13 protein-coding genes are annotated in these 17,054 nt (G+C 64.0%); 3 read left to right on the plus strand and 10 right to left on the minus strand.

The window, feature by feature from the left end; translation table 11 throughout:
* Positions 1-37 precede the first annotated feature (37 nt).
* Together H0274_RS12170 and H0274_RS12175 are read right to left on the minus strand one after the other, a co-directional pair.
* Positions 38-898 carry a class III extradiol dioxygenase family protein gene (locus H0274_RS12170; protein ID WP_226795737.1) on the minus strand — a complete coding sequence of 287 codons (861 nt, stop codon included), beginning with the start codon at positions 896-898 and terminating at the stop codon, positions 38-40.
* Positions 895-1,278 (minus strand): protocatechuate 4,5-dioxygenase subunit alpha, encoded by a 384-nt coding sequence (locus H0274_RS12175; protein ID WP_226795738.1) that lies wholly within the window; start codon positions 1,276-1,278, stop codon positions 895-897. The genes H0274_RS12170 and H0274_RS12175 overlap by 4 nt, the downstream gene beginning before the upstream one ends.
* 243 nt (positions 1,279-1,521) lie before the next feature.
* Here H0274_RS12175 and H0274_RS12180 point away from each other — a divergent pair, with 243 nt between their 5' ends.
* The 3 genes from H0274_RS12180 to H0274_RS12190 are packed head-to-tail and all read left to right on the plus strand — an operon-like array spanning position 1,522 to position 6,244.
* Complete coding sequence (locus H0274_RS12180) at positions 1,522-3,876, plus strand: TonB-dependent receptor plug domain-containing protein (protein WP_226795739.1); 2,355 nt, start codon at positions 1,522-1,524, stop codon at positions 3,874-3,876.
* Positions 3,876-4,916, plus strand: a complete 1,041-nt coding sequence (locus H0274_RS12185; protein ID WP_226795740.1) for a phytase — start codon at positions 3,876-3,878, stop codon at positions 4,914-4,916. The genes H0274_RS12180 and H0274_RS12185 overlap by 1 nt, the downstream gene beginning before the upstream one ends.
* A complete protein-coding gene (locus H0274_RS12190) occupies positions 4,889-6,244 on the plus strand; it encodes an alkaline phosphatase PhoX (protein WP_226795741.1) in 1,356 nt (451 codons plus the stop codon). The genes H0274_RS12185 and H0274_RS12190 overlap by 28 nt, the downstream gene beginning before the upstream one ends.
* A 42-nt stretch (positions 6,245-6,286) precedes the next feature.
* Here the strand turns inward: H0274_RS12190 and H0274_RS12195 are convergent, their stop codons facing one another.
* From H0274_RS12195 to H0274_RS12230, 8 genes are all read right to left on the minus strand, one after another.
* Positions 6,287-7,834, minus strand: coding sequence for a Ppx/GppA phosphatase family protein (locus H0274_RS12195; RefSeq protein WP_226795742.1), 1,548 nt, complete (start codon positions 7,832-7,834; stop codon positions 6,287-6,289).
* Positions 7,835-7,858: 24 nt separating this feature from the next.
* Positions 7,859-10,003: an RNA degradosome polyphosphate kinase gene (locus tag H0274_RS12200; protein WP_226795743.1), complete on the minus strand. Its 2,145-nt coding sequence runs from the start codon at positions 10,001-10,003 to the stop codon at positions 7,859-7,861.
* A 157-nt stretch (positions 10,004-10,160) separates the two neighbouring features.
* Positions 10,161-11,153, minus strand: coding sequence for a P-type DNA transfer ATPase VirB11 (virB11, locus tag H0274_RS12205; protein ID WP_226796153.1), 993 nt, complete (start codon positions 11,151-11,153; stop codon positions 10,161-10,163).
* 27 nt (positions 11,154-11,180) lie between these two features.
* Positions 11,181-12,293, minus strand: coding sequence for a TrbI/VirB10 family protein (locus tag H0274_RS12210; RefSeq protein WP_226795744.1), 1,113 nt, complete (start codon positions 12,291-12,293; stop codon positions 11,181-11,183).
* Positions 12,294-12,304: 11 nt separating this feature from the next.
* Positions 12,305-13,120, minus strand: coding sequence for a TrbG/VirB9 family P-type conjugative transfer protein (locus H0274_RS12215; protein WP_226795745.1), 816 nt, complete (start codon positions 13,118-13,120; stop codon positions 12,305-12,307).
* Positions 13,117-14,313, minus strand: a complete 1,197-nt coding sequence (locus tag H0274_RS12220) for a TrbL/VirB6 family protein (protein ID WP_226795746.1) — start codon at positions 14,311-14,313, stop codon at positions 13,117-13,119. Before H0274_RS12220 ends, H0274_RS12215 begins: the two co-directional genes overlap by 4 nt.
* Positions 14,310-16,736: a VirB4 family type IV secretion/conjugal transfer ATPase gene (locus H0274_RS12225; RefSeq protein ID WP_226795747.1), complete on the minus strand. Its 2,427-nt coding sequence runs from the start codon at positions 16,734-16,736 to the stop codon at positions 14,310-14,312. Before H0274_RS12225 ends, H0274_RS12220 begins: the two co-directional genes overlap by 4 nt.
* 32 nt (positions 16,737-16,768) lie before the next feature.
* Positions 16,769-17,053: a VirB3 family type IV secretion system protein gene (locus tag H0274_RS12230; protein ID WP_226795748.1), complete on the minus strand. Its 285-nt coding sequence runs from the start codon at positions 17,051-17,053 to the stop codon at positions 16,769-16,771.
* Position 17,054 lies beyond the last annotated feature (1 nt).

Consider the following 17,054-nt stretch of genomic DNA (forward strand, 5'->3'; position numbering starts at 1 on the left):
AACGGCCGGAGCAAGGAGGGCTTTGACCTTCATCAAATCACGCCGACGCCGGAAGGAATTCGCGATTTTCGAACAAAACCGTCGCAGCGGCGGTGTTCGAGATCGGCACGTGATAGTTGGATGCCAGTTCCACCACGTCGCCCGTCAGGGCGCCGCGTGCGGCCAGCCAATTGAGGATTTCCACCCCCTGGCTGCCTGCCAGCTCGACGATTTCCAGGGAATCGTGGCGCAGCAGCGCTTCCGGATTCGGCCCGATATTATCGAGGCAGAAGTGATCATATTCCTTGTTGATGAAGCCCGCGCGCTTGCCCTCCAATTGGTGGGAAAGCCCGCCCGTGCCGAAGACGACGATCTTCTCGCCGCCCTTCCAGCTCTTGAGCGCGCGGCCAACGGCACGGCCGAGATCAAAGCAGCGCTTCGGGCTGGGCAGCGGGTGCTGCACCGTATTGATCGCGATCGGAACCAGCTTGACCGGGAACGCCTCGGTGCCGGGCCAGCACAATTCGTAGGGAACGGCCACTGCATGATCGACCAGCATGGACTGACAGGTGACGGGATCGAACTCGCTCGCCACCACCTGTTCGATAATGTGCCAGGAAAGCTCCGGGTGGCCGGCGAAGGGGCGTTGGAAGGCAAGGCCCCAGCCTTCGTCCTCGTGCCGGTATTCGGCTGCCGCGCCGATGGCGAAAGTGGGCATCTTGTCGAGGAAGAAGTTCAGCCCGTGATCGTTGTAGAACACCACGGCCACATCGGGTTTTTCCTTGGCGAGCCATTCATGGACGGGATCGAACCCATCGAAGAAAGGCTTCCAGTAGGGATCCTTTTGCAGCCCGCGCGCGATGGCATTGCCAATGCCCGGAACGTGGCTGGTGAAAATGCCGCCTGCAACCTGGCTCATGCCGCTGCCCTCCGCGTGGTTTCGCCATGGGAAAGCAGGGCCGCCTTGAAGGCGTCCAGCGTCATCCCGGTCTGCAACGCGCCGAGATCCTGCACGTTGAGCCCAAGGATGCCTGCCAGCTTGGCGAGGTAATAGACATTGCCGCCTGCATCGAGCATCGCGAGCACATCGCGGTTGCGCACGGCGGCTTTCTGTTCATTGGTCAGGCCGAAACGGGCCATGTAGCCTTCTTCATCAGCCGCGAAGGCATCGCGGTTATCCTTCGCGTTGAAGGAATAGCACATGGCATTGAGCGCATAGCCACGCATGGCCAGATCGCCGTCGAACGGCTCTGTGCCGAAAATCTGCCTTTTGCCGCTCTCGGCATAGCCAGCATTCATCGCGCTTACTCCCGGATCGATACTCTTCACAGGATGCGCGATAGCCGAGTCCGGAAGGCCTGTTGTTGAGCGGGATCAAAATTTGCAGAAGGCCCGCGCAGAGCGAAATTCCCCGGCGATATGCGCGACTGTTGCCGATAGGTAACAGCGCCGCAGTGTCATGTAACTGTCACTGACACGTAGCTGACAAGTCATGAACCGTTCCTACCGCCCGCCCGGACACAGGATCGGAGATATCCCCCCATGAAACTCAATCGTATGTTCGTGTCGAGCTGCGCTGCGGCAATTGCCGTCGTGCTCGCGGGCAATGCCCAAGCTCAGGACGCGAAGGTCGAAGCTCCCAAGCCGGAAGATATCGAAACTTCGCGCCAGATCGTGGTGCAGGCCCAGATCGGCGTGCGTTCGCGCAGCGATGACGATGCCGAACCGACGCTGGTCTATGGCGAAGACTACTTTCAACGTTTCGAGCCGCTGACCGCTGGCGATGCGCTCAAGCGCGTGCCCTCGGTCACGTTCCTCTCGGACGTGATCGAAAGCGATGGCGCGCGCCTGCGCGGCCTGCCGCCGGGCTATACGCAGATCACTATCAATGGCGAACGCGTGCCCGGATCGAATGCCGACCGTTCGTTCTTCATGGACCGTATCCCGGCCGAGCTGATCTCGCGCGTGGAAATCGTCCGCTCCTCCAGCGCCCGCCGCACGGGCGACGCGGTGGCCGGCACGCTCAATATCGTCCTGCGCGACGGTTATGAGCTGGACGGCGGATACGTCCGCGCAGGTGGCCTGCTTTACAACGACGATGAACTCGAGCCGAGCCTCGGCCTGGTTTACGGCGGCGAAGTCGGTCCGGGCCGCATCCTGCTGGGAGCGAACCTGCAGGGCCGCCACAACCCGAAGGTCAAGTCGAGCCTGCGCTACAAGGATTCGCCCGAGAACGTGCCGGACTTCGAAACGGAGGAGTTCGACAATCGCGAAGATCAGACCGACACGCGCGATGGCAAGGATTACAGCTTCAACGGCACCTACAAGATCGACAGCGGCGATACGAAGTTCGAACTGAACGGCTTCTATGTCCGTACCGACCGGACCGAGACCGAGCGTTCCTTCGAATTTGACGATCCTACTGCGATCACCGGGCCGCTGCCCTCGGGCAATCTGCTGACCGACAACGCCAATGTCGCGGAAATCGACCAGGAAAACTTCAGCCTCGGCGGCAAGCTGGCTCAGAAGTGGGCACTGGGCGAAACCAGCCTGAAGCTGGGCTATGCCCAGTTCAAGGAAGACCGCTACGAAACCGAATATGAGGTCGATTTCGACGTCGATTATGACGACGAGGAAGTTCCCGCATTCGAAGGCCAGGCGACCGACAGCAACATTCTCGACAAGGAATTCTCGATCAAGCTCGAGCACGAGGTCGAGGTTGCCGATGGCGTCAAGTTCATGGTCGGCGGCCTCTATCAGGACAAGGATCGCCGGTCCGACATTCTCGAGGGAGAGCAGGAAGACGAATTCGACGGCCTGCAGAACAGCTGGGATCAGTTCACTGACAACCCGACCGATCTTGCCGGTGCATTCGAGGAATTCGAGGCCCCCGATGGTGGGCTGAGCGACATCGAGGAACTCCGCAAGGACGTGTTCGCCCTGTTCGAAGGCAAGGGTGGCTCCGTGCAGTGGGAAGTCGGCCTGCGTTATGAATCGACCGACGTGACCGTGACCGACCGCACCGACCCGACCGACGTCGTGACGGTGAAGAACAGCTACGAAAAGCTGCTTCCTTCCGCCTCGCTCAAGTGGGACGTGACGGATCGCGACCGGATCACGCTTTCGGCCGCCCGCACCACCCGCCGTCCGGACTTCAACTACATCTCGCCGGCCCTGCTTGAGGAAGAAGTGGGCGACAGCGATCTGCTCGGCAATCCGCTGCTCGATCCCGAAACCGCCTGGGGCTTCGATCTCGGCTATGAGCGCCGCCTGGGTTCGCGCGGCGTGATCGGTGTCAACTTCTTCTATCGCGACATCACGGACCTGATCGAATTGGTGAACACCAATGAGCCGGGTTCGGAAGATAGCCCGAAGGATCGCGCCTGGATTTTCCAGCCGCAGAATGTCGGCAACGGCACGGTCTACGGCGTCGAATTCGACCTTTCGACCGATCTCGGCTTCATCGGCCTGCCCGATACCGGCCTGTTCGGCAACTTCTCGTGGCTCGACAGCGAAATCACCGATTTCATGGGTGAGCGCCGCTTCAATGGCCAGTCCGAATATGTCTACAATTTCGGGCTGATCCAGGATCTTCCGAGCATTGGTGCTGCCTTTGGTGCGACCTATCGCAAGCAGGGTCCGGCCTATGACCGTGTCCTGGCCGAAGAAGTCACCACCACTTACGGTGCCGATCTCGAAATCTTCGTCGAAAAGCGCTTCGGCGACAATTTCACTATCCGCGCTGTCGGTTCGAACCTTCTCAACGGCCGGAAGGCCGAGATCTTCAACAAGTTCGACGACGATGAGGACCAGATCGATCGCAAGTTCGACGAATACGAACTTGAAAGCGAGAAGGCTGGCCCGGTGTTCCAGGTCATGGCACGGTACGCTTTCTGATGCGCAAGACTATCCTGATCGTCACGCTTGCAGGCGCCCTGAGCGCCTGCAGCACCACGCCGCCGGTCAATTCCTGGCCCGCGGCCCCCGTATTCGCTCAGGGCGAGACCGTTCCGGTCGGCACCGGCAACGCCGATGCTGCCGACGATCCCGCGATCTGGCGCAATGCGGCCAATCCGGAAGCCAGTCTGGTGATCGGCACCGACAAGAAGGCCGGGCTTTATGTCTATGGCCTCGATGGACAGGTGCGCGATTTCCATCCCGACGGGCGGCTGAACAATGTCGACCTCAAGGATCTGGGCTCTGCCGGCGTGATCGTGGCAGCGAGTGATCGCAACGACATCACTGCCGCGCAGATACGCCTGTACCGGCTCGACACGGCGAATGCGAAGCTGGTGCCGCTGGGTGCAGTGCCGGGCGGTGCGGGCGAGGGCTATGGCATCTGCCTGCTGGAGCAGCCCGACGGCCTCCACGCCTTCTCCGTGCTGAAGGATGGGAAGATCGAGGAATTCCGCCTCGAACTGGGCGCCACGCCTGCTTCCGTTCCGGTCCGCACCATGAAGCTTCCGACCCAGACCGAGGGCTGCGTGGCCGATCCGCGCGACGGCACGCTCTATGTCGGCGAGGAAGACGTGGGCATCTGGCGCTTTGCCGCCGGGGCGACCCAGGGCGAGCTTGTCGCCAGGAACGACAATCTTCAGCTTGTCTCCGATACCGAGGGCCTCGCGATCCTGCCCAAGGGCGAGAAGGGCGGCTGGCTGGTCGCCTCCAGTCAGGGCGACAACACCTATGCCGTGTTCCGCCTGCCGGGCATGGAGCCCGCCGGTCGTTTCCGGATTGCGGAGGGGACTTTCGGTTCAGCCGAGGAAACCGACGGTATCGACTTGCAAGCCGGCGATTTCGGGCCAAAGTATCCCGGTGGGCTCTTTGTGGCCCAGGATGGACATAACGGCGCCCGGGCCCAGAACTTCAAGCTGGTTTCATGGGCCGAAATCGAAAAGGCACTTGAGACTTGGACACCGCCGGTAGCAAAGCCCTGACCTTCTCCCAGATTTCCGAAACTGACCGTCGCGCCTTCCTGCGCGCGACGGGCAGTGCCTTTGCCGCGCTGCTCGCTTCGAGCTGCATTGTGCGCCCCGCCATGGCGGCCACGGCAGGGCTTACGGAAGGCTATGGCCCGATCGTGCCCGATCCCGCCGGCATGCTCGATCTGCCTGCGGGGTTTTCCTATCGCGTACTCTCCCGGCTGGGCGATGTGATGAGCGATGGGGGCAAGGTGCCCGATCACGGGGATGGCATGGGCTGCTTCGCCCTGCCCGGCAGCAAGGTTGCGCTGGTGCGCAACCACGAATTGATGCCCAATGCGGATAGCGGCGGGGAGATCGCTCGCGGTTATGACCGGCAGGATGGCACTGGCCCTGTCCTGCCCGGCGGCACCACCACCATCGTGCTCGATGCCGCGACGCTGGAAGTCGAAAGCCAGTTCCGCTCGCTTGGCGGCACTATCCGCAATTGCGCGGGGGGCACCACGCCCTGGGGCAGCTGGCTTACCTGCGAGGAGTTCGTCGCCAAGGCTGGCGGGCGGCTGGGTCAGGATCACGGCTACGTCTTCGAAGTGCCTGCCAATGCCACTGGCCCCGTCAATCCGGTGCCGCTCAAGGCGATGGGGCGCTTCAATCACGAAGCGGCCTGCGTCGATCCGGCCACGGGCACGGTCTATCTGACCGAGGATCGCGAGGATGGATTGTTCTATCGGTTCATCCCCAAAGTTCCGGGCCAACTGGCTGAAGGAGGGCGCCTGCAGGCGCTGGCTCTGGAAAACGGCATGGCGGACAGCCGCAACTGGAATGGCGCGCCCATTCAGATGGGCGAATGGCATGCCGCGAAATGGGTCGATATTGACATGCCGGACAGCCCTGAAGACGATCTGCGCAAGCAAGGGGCGGCCAAAGGCGCCACGCTCTTCGCGCGGGGCGAGGGGCTTCACATGGGTGAGGGCGAACTCTATTTTTGCTGCACCTCGGGCGGGGCCAAACAGCTCGGCCAGATATTTCGCCTGAAGCCCGAAGCGGCGGGTGATCGGCTGCAACTGTTCTTCGAATCCGCCTCAACCGAACAGTTCAATTTCGGGGACAATCTGACCGTGGCCCCCAACGGGCATCTGGTGGTGTGCGAAGACCAATATACGAAAGTGGTCGACAATCATCTGCGGGGCATCACGCCTGCGGGTGAGGTTTACGCGCTGGGCCGCCTGCGGATGCAGACCGAACTGGCTGGTGCCTGCTTCTCGCCCGATGGGAAGACGCTGTTCGTCAACGCCTTCAGCCCGACCACGACTTTCGCGATCACTGGCCCTTGGATGGCCTGAGAAGCGGCAACACTTCCCGGCTGTAGGTGCCCTGCCTGCCCCTTACGCGCCCGGCGTGGGCGCGGGGGTGGGGATCGCAAAGCTGGCCTTTTCCAGCAGGCTGTCATTCGGAACAATTTCCACGGCCGGTTCGAGGCCCAGCCGCGCGGCCAGGGCGCCAAGATCCTGCGCCACATGGTCGGAGCGCAGATCGGCATGGCTCTCGCCCAGGAACAGCACCAGCCTGCTGCCTGAGATCACCAGGGCGGTGTTACGCAGCGAGGTGCGGGAACCTCCACCCAGACGGCGGGCCAGCCGGATGGCAAGGCCCCAGCAGACTGCTTCGTTCAGTCGTTTCCCACTTGCCAGCTTACCCAGAATCCGGGGCAGGTTGGTCGTGCCGCAGTTGGCGGAGAGCGCTGCGGCCATCATCGCCCGACCTTCATCGCTCAGATTGATCCAGCGCTTGTACAGCGCCCAGTTGATCGCCTGCTTGACCCGGAGATTAGGCTCGATCTGCATGGAGGCCAGCGCCAGCATGGTGGCGGCGAGGCGAACGCGTTCGGAGCCTGTCCCGTCACGGGGCAGGGCGTTCACTGTCCAGCCCGCAATCCGGGTGGCGAGCATCGGCGGCCCGCCGCGCGGCGCGGCAAAACTGGCCGCGCCGGCCAATAAAGGATCTTGCGCCCGCGCCGCGGGGTCGAGCTGGTCGAACAGCCGCCCTTCGCGCAGGCCCCATGAGGAGAAGATGAGCTTGGGTGGCTCCAACTTGCCGAGGAGGATGTGAAGCAGCGCTGCGGCATCGGGCAGCATCGCGGCGCGCATGGACGATACACGCGCCTCCGTCAGCTTCTCCGGTTCCATTATCCGAACCCGCTTGGCAAGCTTCAGTGCCTCTTCGCCGGTCAACTCGAACCCGTGAGGATCGGTGAGCGGGTGCTTGGCTTCGGCCATTGCAAAACCCGCCAGTGCGCGCCACGTGCCGCCCACCATGTATAGTGGGCCGGACATGGAATGTGCCCAGTCCTCATGCTTGAGTGCCTTGTTGACCCGACGTGTGAATTCATCGGCCCCGGCAGCCCGCAATTCGCCCAGCATCAGCGTGCCCAGCGCCATGGAGGCACCATGCGTGCATCGTCCGTCGCGAATTTCCACCAGTTCCAGGCTGCCGCCGCCGAGGTCTGCGACCACGCCGCGCGCACCGGGAAAAGCGCCGATCACGCCAAGCGCGCTGGTCCGGGCTTCTTCCTCCCCTGACAGGAGGGTGGGGGCAAAGCCGCACTCGCGGACCAGATCAAGAAATTCCGGGCCATTCTCGGCAAGCCGGGCCGCCGCAGTGGCGATCACGTCCACTTCGGCGATATGCAGGTCGGTCAGGATACGGCGATAGCGCCGGAGACCGGCGAGGGCGATTTGCACCGCTTCGTCCGGAATGCGTCCATCATGCATCAGATCGCGGCCGAGGCGGGCCGTAACACGCTCGTTCAGCAGCACGGTGGGCGCACGCTGCGCCCCGCCATAGACTACGAGACGCACTGTATTGGACCCGATATCGATCACCGCCCGGTGGGGCAGGGTGTTGGGAAATGCGGTGTCCCGATCGCCGATCACGTGGAATGAGTCCTCAAAATTCGGTCAGACCCCGCCCTTGCGCAGTGCAAGTTTGGGTACTTTGGCCCCTTCATCCAGGGCAGTGCCTCGGCCCGAGAGCGAAGGGTTGGTCATGAAATAACGATGCAGGTTGAACGGCCGCTCACCCGCTTCAAGGCGCTGATAGGTGCCATCGGGCCCCAGTTCCCAGCTCTGTTCGGTGTCGAGCAGATTGGCAAGCAACACTTGCTGCAACACCTGATCGTGAACGGTGGGGTTTCTGATCGGGACGAGCGTTTCCACACGGCGGTCCAGATTGCGCTCCATCCCGTCTGCGGAGGAGATGAATACCTTGGCGCGATGGCTCGGCATGGCAAAGCCATTGGCAAAGGCCCAGATGCGCGCATGTTCCAGGAAGCGGCCGATCACGGATTTGACCGCGATGTTTTCCGACAGTCCGGGAAGACCGGGCCGAAGGCAGCAGATTCCGCGAATGACCAGCGTGATCCGCACCCCTGCCTGGCTTGCTTCATACAGCCGGTCGATCAACTGGCCATCGGTCAGCGAATTGAGCTTGGCCCAGATGAAGGCAGGCTTGCCGCTGCGGGCATTGGCGATTTCGCGCCCGATCAGATGTTCCAGCTTCGCGCGCAGGCCAATGGGTGAGATGGTGAGCATCTCCAGATTGCGCGGCTCGACATAGCCGGTGATGAAATTGAACAGTTTTCCCGCATCGCGCCCCAGCTTGGGATCGGCGGTGAAGAAGCTGAGATCGGTGTAGATCTTGGATGTCAGCGGATGGTAATTGCCAGTGCCGAAGTGGCAGTAGGTGCGCAGCTCCCCTTCCTCGCGCCGCACCACCATGCTGACCTTGGCGTGGGTTTTCCAGTCCACGAAGCCATAGATCACCTGCACGCCCGCGCGTTCCAGCTGGTTGGCCCAGAGCAGGTTCTGTTCTTCGTCGAATCGGGCCTTCAGTTCCACTACGGCCGTTACGGCCTTGCCTGCCTCGGCCGCGGCGATCAGCGCGGCTACGACGGAGGATTGCTTGCCCGCGCGATACAGCGTCTGCTTGATGGCCACCACGTCGGGATCGGCCGCAGCCTGGCGGATGAAGTCCACTACCACCTCAAAACTCTCATAGGGGTGGTGGATCACAATGTCCTTTTCGCGGATCGAGGCGAAGCAATCGCCATCATGCTCCAGCACGCGTTCCGGGTAGCGGGGCATATAAGGCTCCCACTTCAGATCCGGGCGTTCTTCTTCCACGATGGCGGACAGGCCCGAAAGGCCGATAGTGCCGTCGGTGCGCATCAGGATGGCATCGTCCAGCCCGACCTGAGCCAGCAGCAGGCGCTCCGCATCGGGATCGAAATCGTCCTGTAGTTCCAGCATGATGACCCGGCCGCGCCGACGCCGCTGAATGGCGGTGCGGAAGAAACGGACCAGATCTTCCGCCTCTTCCTCGATTTCGATGTCGCTGTCGCGCAGCATGCGGAACACGCCATCTCCTTCCACGCGGAAGCCGGGGAAGATGATGTCCGCATGGCGGCAGATCAGGTTCTCGATGCTGATATAGATCGCCTCTTCCCCCGGCACGCGCACGAAGCGCGGCAGGGCGGGAGGGACCAGCACCATTTCCACCACCTGCTCGTCGTCGGCCAGGCGGGTGAGATTGAACAGCACGCCGATCCCTTCATTCGCCACGAAGGGGAAGGGGTGGGCCGGATCGATCGCCTGCGGGGTAAGGACCGGCGCGATATTGTCGATGAAATGTTCACGCAGCCATTTGGCGGCGGCGGCGTCGATGCGCCCTTCATCGGCGACATGAATGCCCTTGGCGGCCAGCAGCGGGCGCAATTCGCGCCAGCTTTTCTGCTGCTGATATTCCAGATCCGCGATGGCGCTGCGGACCGCGGCGAGCTGTTGCGAAGGGGTGCGCCCGTCCAGCGAGGTCGTGGCAATGTTGCGCTGGGCCTGCCCGGCGAGGCCGGCCACGCGAATCATGATGAATTCGTCGAGATTGCTGCCCGAAATGGACAGGAACCGCAGCCGTTCCAGCAAGGGATACCGGGCGTTTCGCGCCTCGGCCAGCACGCGATCGTTGAAGGCGAGCCAGCTCAGTTCGCGGTTGAAATAGCGGTCCACCGGAATGGTGACATCGGCTTTGCTGTCGAGTTGGGTACTCATGGTCCTGCTTGGCAGCGATGCCTCTGGCGGGTGCGGAGAATCCGGCCCGACACTGGCTCGATGGGGAGGGTATGTTACATATTTGTGAAAAACTCGCCAAGCTTCCGCAGGGGAACTCAGTTGGTGCGGAAATGGGGAAGCATGCGCGCCGGAAAACTCACACCAGTTCGTGGCTCAGGGCGATCTGGGTGATGCCGCGCTTGCCCTGGCCATTGCGGCCAAGCTGTACCACGACATCGATTACCGATGCGGCATAGGCGATAGTATCCGCGCGGGTCAGGCCGATCCCGGTCTGCATCACCATCAGCGCCAGCTGGTCGAGCGCGCCGCGCAGCGAATTGGCGTGAATGGTTGAAAAGCTGCCCGGATGGCCGGTGTTGATCGCGCGCAGGAAGCTGACGCTTTCCGCGCCGCGCAATTCGCCCAGCACGATTCTGTCCGGGCGCAGGCGCAAGGCTGCCTGAAGCAGCTCGTTAGCAGTCACCTTGGCTTCGCCCAATTCGCCCTTCACGGCAACCAGACCCACGCCATTGGCGCCGGGCAGCTTGAGTTCCGGCGTGTCTTCCACCAGCACCACCCGTTCCTGAGCGGGAATTTCGCCCAGCATGGCATTGAGGAAGGTCGTCTTGCCGGTGGAGGTGCCGCCGGAGATCAGTATGGTCATGCGCTGGCGGATCGCCTCGCGCAGGAAGGCGACGGGCTGGCCAGCCGGGTCTGGCAGGGCAGCGGGACGGGGCGGCTGGAGCGGCCCCGTATCATAGGCGTCAAGCGGCAGATCCAGCCGGCGGTGGCGGCGGATCGCCATGGTCCAGTGTTTGCGCGTGGCGGGCGGGCCGCAGAACTGGATGCGCGCGCCATCGGGCAGGGTGGCGCCCAGCAACGGGTGTTCCCGGTTGATGCCCTGATGACTGACGCGAGCGACCTGTTCGGCCAGTCGTTGCACCAGCTTGTCGTCGATCTCCGGTGCGGCGATGCGCTGCATGCCAGGTTGGGCGGCATCTTCCACCCAGACCTCGCCGGGGCCGTTGACCATGATCTCGGTCACCGTGTCACGGCTCAGCCACTCCGCGAAGGGGGCGAGATAGGCGTCCAGATAGACGCTGCGCGCTCCGTTAAGCGGGGGCACGGGCTCTTCGGTTGGGGCCAGCATGTGAACCGATGCGCTCACCTGAAATCCTTACAGCGTCGGTGCGGTCGAGAAATCGAGGTCGCGCGCGGTGAACACGCGGATCGGTTCGCCCTGGCGCACACGCACCGTGGGGGCGATCTGGCCGTCCTGCTGCAGCGCAGTTGCCGCCGCGCTCTGTCCACCGCCCAGCACCACGGCGGTGCCGCCGCTGGTAAAGGCGCCGAGGCCGCCGATCACGGACAGCAACATGGCGGAACCGAAGCGCTTGAAGAAATGCGTGTTCACATCGCCCGGCAGGCCGGTCATCCCGGCAAAGTCGGTGCCGGGCGAGGCGAGGTCCACGGTGATGCCATCGGGCCGGATGGCACGGGTCCAGATCACGTAGGCGCGCTTCTGCCCGGCCTGCAGGCCCGACTGATACTGGCCGACCAGCCGCGAACTGCGGGGCAGCAGCACGCGGGTGCCGTCATAGGAACGCACGTCCTGGCTCACCACTGCGCGGACGAAACCGGGCACGTCTGTGTTGATGGCGGTTTCCAGCACGGCGGGGATCAGCGTGCCCTGGGTGATGGTGGTCTGCGGGTCGAACTGGCGTGCGGCCTTGGCCGGTCCGCCTCCCACGCCGCCCACCCGGCTGGCGAAATCGCCCGCGGAACTGGAAACGGTGCTGCCGGCCGGGGTAGCGGGCGTTACGGCCGCGATCGGTACCGGCAGGGAGCTGGCATCGAACACCACAGTGGGGTTGCTGTAGGGATTGGCGGCCATGCCCGGCTGCGCACCCGGCATGTTCGAAAGGACCGGCGCGGGGCCCGGATCGGGCGCGGGAACCGGCGGAGCGACCGTCTGCGGCGGCGCAGCGGGCATTTCGTCGGGCGAGGGCACGGCCGGGGCGACGGGCAGGGGCTGGACCGTGCCTGCGGCCGGCTGCGCCTGCTGGCCGCTATCGACGCGTGCGGCGTTCATGCCCCACAGGGTCACCACGCCAAGCAGCGCCACGATGCCGACGCCCGCCATGAGGCCGACCATATCGGAGCGGCCCTTGCGCTGGGTGACGACGGGAAAGGCGTTGCGGCTGGCAAGGTCGATCACCTCAGCCGACATGACTTCGCGCGGATCGGCGCCATTTGCCGAAGACGAGCCCTTCTTTTCGGGCAGTTGCATGGCAAGCCGCATCACTTTGCCTCCTTGTTGCTCGCAAGCGACGGGGTTGCACCCGCCATGGCCGCGCCCGGCTGCCCGTCACGGGTCAGAGTGGCGATTTCCTCCCCCCAGCGCAGGATGATTTCGCTCGGCACGCCATCGACCACGGTGGTGGTGCCGCGCACGGCATAGTTCACCGGGCCTTCGGTGCCCGCGCGGTCCTTGATCAGGATTGCGGGAATGGTCGCATCGGCAGGCCAGGTGATGAAGGTGGCATTGCCATCGTCATAGATCTGGTCCGGCATCAACCGGGGCGATCCCTTGCGCTTCCAGTTGAAGTTCAGCTTGGCGGGATCGGCCACGGCATAGGGATCGGTCGCCGCAGCGATTTCCAGCTCGCTGGCACCCTGCTGCATGGCGGATTGTTCATCCGCTTCGGCCGTCTTTTCTTCCTTCGGGTAAATGAAGTTGAGCACGTAGAGCGGCTTGGCATCTGGCCGGGCGACGAGGTCGAACAGATAGGTGTGCCGGTCCGTCACCACGGTCATGTTTGTGCTGGCGCGGATGGACAGGGGCTTCACGAACAGCAGGTTCGCCCGCTTGTTCGGCGTTACCTGCCAGCTGGAACTATCGCCGATCGCGACATTCTCGATATGCTCGTCCTCACCGAAAGTGATCGTGGCCTGCACCGTCGGCTTGCCGGTGATGACTACCACTTGCGAGGGATCGTAGAGGCGCTCCACCAGTCGCGGATCGCCGCTGGCATGGGCCGGGGCGAGAAGGGCGGGGGCGGCAAGGGCGGCGGATGCGGCCGCGAGCATCAGCGCGGGCTGCAGGGCGCAGTTCATTTGAACTTCTCCGATGAACGAACGGGGGCGGCGCGGAAGCGGCTGCCAATGCCGCGCGCGCGTGATGGGGTGGAGGAAAGCGAACCTGAGGCAGCACTGTCTGCTGCAACAATCCGGGTTTCGCGGCTATGGGTGCCTCCCCCGGCGGATGGGCCAGCGTCATTGGCAGCCATGCCGGCAACGGCTGGTGAAATGGCGATACGGCGCGGAGCGGGCGAAACCTGCCCCTGGCCCTGTGCGGCGGCGATCTCGATCGGGGCGGGCGCAACATGCGCGCTGGGTGCAGGGGCATTGTCGGCAGGTTCGCGCCCGCCGGACCCGGCAAGGCCAAATACGGACCAGTTGCCCACCATGGTTGCGCTGACTTTCAGCACCATGAACATCAGCGAGATGTGAACCGCGCCCACCAGGAAGAAGGCCATGGCGGCGCGTGGATCGACCTTGCCGGGAACCGCGATCATCGCGTTGATCACCGGGATCGCCAGTTCCAGAATCATTGTGCCGCCCACCACTGCGAAGAGCGGGGCGATGGCCATCATCACCCAGCCGCGCAGCCAGCCGGCGAATAGCCCCCGCGTGGCCGGGAAAAGCGCCAGAACGACGAAGACGGGGCCGACTGCCATCAGCACTGCCAGTGCGATGCGCGCGGTCACCAGCACGCCCACCGTGCCCAGCAAGAGCATGGTGGCGCCCATCCACATCATGCCTTCGGGCGAGAAGGTGGAGACTTCCTTGCGGGGGGCACCTTCGGCCTGCTGCTGGCCCTGGCCGGAAGCGTCCTGAATGGCGGAGAAAACGATGTCGATCTTGTCGCCGAACACCTGCGTGGCGGAGCCCTTGGTGCCGGTCAGGATGCCCGCGATCTGGTCTGGCGCGCCGGTGGCGACGTTCCACACCAGTGTCTGATAGGCGAGCCAGCTCGTCGCCAGCGTCAGCACCATTCCCAGAGTGACGATCCGGGGCGTCAGCGCCCGGATACCGATCCGGGTCCGCCCGGTAATCAGCGCGAAGGCGAAGAAGGCGACATAGAGCGTCAGGATGATGGTCAGCGCGGGCATCAGTGCCCCGCCCGAACCGAACAGGCGCCCGAAGGCTGCCTGCGTCATGTCGGAAGCGAGGCAATCCACCCCGCGCAGCGAAGCGCCTATGCCGTTGCCGACGTCGACAACTGCCTGCTGGCATTGCGGGCTCATTCGGCGGCCTCCCAGATGGCGAGATCGTCCTCGCCCTCATCGCCTCGTGCATTGGGCCAGGCATGGCCGGTGAGGGCAGGATACCATTTGGCCGGATCGTCGCCCACGGCCTCGCGCAGAGTGTCGAGGCGGCGCACGGCGCTCTCGCGGCCGGAAAGGATGGTTAGTACTTCGGGCGCGTTGGACAGGTTGAGGCGAACCACCACGCTGGCATCGGGCTGCCGCACCAGGAAGCAGCGGCTATGCGCCGGCAGCGAGCGGATCAGCGCCAGTTCATGGCTGGTAAGGCCGAAACCGTCGCAATAATCCTCGGCCCGGGCGCGGGCATTGGGCATGAAGATCATCGTGGCGGTCTGTTCCACCAGTGCCGTGGAAATGCGGCTTTCCAGCGCATCGCGGGCTGACTGGGTGGCAAAGCCCACCAGTGCGTTGCGCTTGCGCAGGGTCTTCAGCCAGTCGCGGATGCGGGCTGCGAATACTTCGTCGTCCAGCGCCTTCCAACCCTCGTCGATCAGGATCATGGTCGGCTGGCCGTCCAGCCGCTCGTCGATGCGGTGGAACAGATACATCATCACGGGCGTGCGCAGGCGCGGGCTTTCCAGCAGCGCCGTCATGTCGAAGCCGAGCACGCGGTTGGAAAGGTCCAGCCTGTCTTCCGCATTGTCGAACAGCCAACCATGTTCCCCATCCTCGATCCAGGGGGAAAGACGGTCGGCCAGATCGCCCGGCGTCGGGCGGCGGGTGCCGGCCAGCAGCTCGCGGAAATGGCGGAGGCGGCGCAGCGAGGGATCGTTGGCATAGGCGGCATCGACCGCGCCCGAAATCGTGGCGAGTTCCTCCGGCCCATCTGCCTTCAGCAACACCCCCAGCCAGTCGCGCAGGAAGGCGCGGTTGGCTGCATTGTCGGGCAGAGCGAGCGGGTTGAAGCCCGCCGGATTGCCCGCCGCGATCCGGTCGTACCGCCCGCCGATCCCACGAATGAACAGTTCCGCGCCGCGATCCTTGTCGAACAGGATGGTGCGGGGCGCGAATTTCTGGGCCTGTGCTGCCAGGAAGTTCATCACCACCGTCTTGCCCGAGCCCGAGGGCCCGATGACGCTGAAATTGCCCAGATCGCCGTGGTGGAAGTTGAAGAAGAAGGGCGTGGAACTGGTGGTTTCCAGCAGCGTGACCGCCTCCCCCCAATGATTGCCGCTGGCCTGCCCCAGCGCAAAGCCGTGGAGTGAGGCGAAGCTGGCCATATTGGCGGAAGAGATCATCGCCCGCCGTACGATATAGCCTTCGTTGCCCGGGAATTGCGCCCAGAAGGCCGGTTCCAGATTAGTATCCTCTCGCACCGCGATGGCCCCGGTATCGGCAAGGGCAGCGGCGCAGGAGGCGCAGGCATCGTCCAGCCGGGGAAGACTGCTCTCGCGGATCAGCACGGTCAGGTGATGATCGCCGAAGCCGACCGACCCTGCGCCCAATTCGTCGCGCGCGGCCAGCATTTCGGCCCGCTCGGCGCGGGCTTCCTCATCGGCGGAGCGCAGGCGGCGCAGCGCCAGATCCATCTTCTCGCGCGCGGTCTGCCGCTCGCTGGGGGCAAAGCTTTCCGTCACCACCATTTCGAAGGGCAGGCGCAGCAGCGGGTCGAGCAGGCCGGGCGAGGTGGCGTCCGGATAGTCCTTCAGGCTGAGGATAGAGGCGAAATCCGTGCCGCGCCCATCCTTTGATTCCATCGCATCGAGCCCGAAGCTCACCCGGCGATAGGGCAGCATCAGGCCGATGTCGGTATCCTCCATCGGACGGCGCACGGGGCGCATCTCGCCATTGTAGAGGGCCGAGAGCAGCTCCAGCACTTCGGAATTGGTCTGGCCGCCATTGCCCTGGTAATCGCCCAGTAGGGTTGCGCCATACTGGCCGAGCGAGGCGATCAGCGCGCCCGCCGCCGCCCGCAGGCTGCGCAGATCCTTGGGGTCGGCCTCAAGGACTTCCTGGCCCCTGCGGTTCAACATCTTGGCCATGCGTTCGGCCAAGCCAGCTTTGCCGCGTGCCGGGCGGCGCACCAGCGTGACGAACTGATCGTTGATGAACAGGGCCCCGCGGCCAAGCTTCTCGCGCCAGCGCCGGTCGATATGGGCGGAAAGCGGATCTTCGAAAGTCGCTTCCAGTTCCACCTGCACTCGGCGGCGGATGACGTGGTGATACATCACGAAACGCGCATCCAGATTGGCGCGCAGCATTACTTCGCGCGTGGCTGCATGGGCGTTCAGCGCATCGCTATCCTCGGTCTCGAACAGCAGGCCGGGCACCTGCAACGCCATCAGCAGCGAGCCGTCGCGCAGCAGCACGGTGTTTTCGTCCACCAGCCGGGCATAGGGCAGGCGCTCGCCCGCAAGGGCTTCCTTTGCGCTCCAGGCGGCGGCTCCGATCCATTTCACCATTCGTCAGGCCCTCCTGAGGCCCCAATGCCGCGTCAGGCGGCGTAGCTGTTGCAGCCCCAGCGCTTCCAGTTCTTCACGCGCGGGCATTTGCCGACCTTGGTGAGCCAGAGGTCGAAAATCCGTGGTTCTCGCAGGCACGCGAAATAGCCGACCACATGGAACACCAGCGCGGCGGGCAAGGCCCAGAAACTGCCGGTGATCAGGAACAGCTCGGTCGTCAGCGCGAAGTTCAGGATGAAGAAGTTATAGGTCACCCCGGCGAACATCTGCGGGCGGGTCAGCGCGCGGTGCACGGGGTGGCGGATCAATTCGCTCACG

The sequence above is a fragment of the Fulverythrobacter ferritrahens genome (assembly GCF_020539485.1).
Taxonomy (GTDB): Bacteria; Pseudomonadota; Alphaproteobacteria; order Sphingomonadales; family Sphingomonadaceae; genus Andeanibacterium; species Andeanibacterium ferritrahens.

Bases quoted from the DNA above. Each gene is read 5' to 3' on its own strand.
- H0274_RS12210 (WP_226795744.1), bottom strand. From the start codon at position 12,293: ATGCAACTGCCCGAAAAGAAGGGCTCGTCTTCGGCAAATGGCGCCGAT.
- H0274_RS12215 (WP_226795745.1), bottom strand. From the start codon at position 13,120: ATGAACTGCGCCCTGCAGCCCGCGCTGATGCTCGCGGCCGCATCCGCC.
- H0274_RS12200 (WP_226795743.1), bottom strand. From the start codon at position 10,003: ATGAGTACCCAACTCGACAGCAAAGCCGATGTCACCATTCCGGTGGAC.
- H0274_RS12220 (WP_226795746.1), bottom strand. From the start codon at position 14,313: ATGAGCCCGCAATGCCAGCAGGCAGTTGTCGACGTCGGCAACGGCATA.
- H0274_RS12225 (WP_226795747.1), bottom strand. From the start codon at position 16,736: ATGGTGAAATGGATCGGAGCCGCCGCCTGGAGCGCAAAGGAAGCCCTT.
- H0274_RS12170 (WP_226795737.1), bottom strand. From the start codon at position 898: ATGAGCCAGGTTGCAGGCGGCATTTTCACCAGCCACGTTCCGGGCATT.
- H0274_RS12185 (WP_226795740.1), top strand. From the start codon at position 3,876: ATGCGCAAGACTATCCTGATCGTCACGCTTGCAGGCGCCCTGAGCGCC.
- H0274_RS12175 (WP_226795738.1), bottom strand. From the start codon at position 1,278: ATGAATGCTGGCTATGCCGAGAGCGGCAAAAGGCAGATTTTCGGCACA.
- H0274_RS12180 (WP_226795739.1), top strand. From the start codon at position 1,522: ATGAAACTCAATCGTATGTTCGTGTCGAGCTGCGCTGCGGCAATTGCC.
- virB11 (WP_226796153.1), bottom strand. From the start codon at position 11,153: ATGCTGGCCCCAACCGAAGAGCCCGTGCCCCCGCTTAACGGAGCGCGC.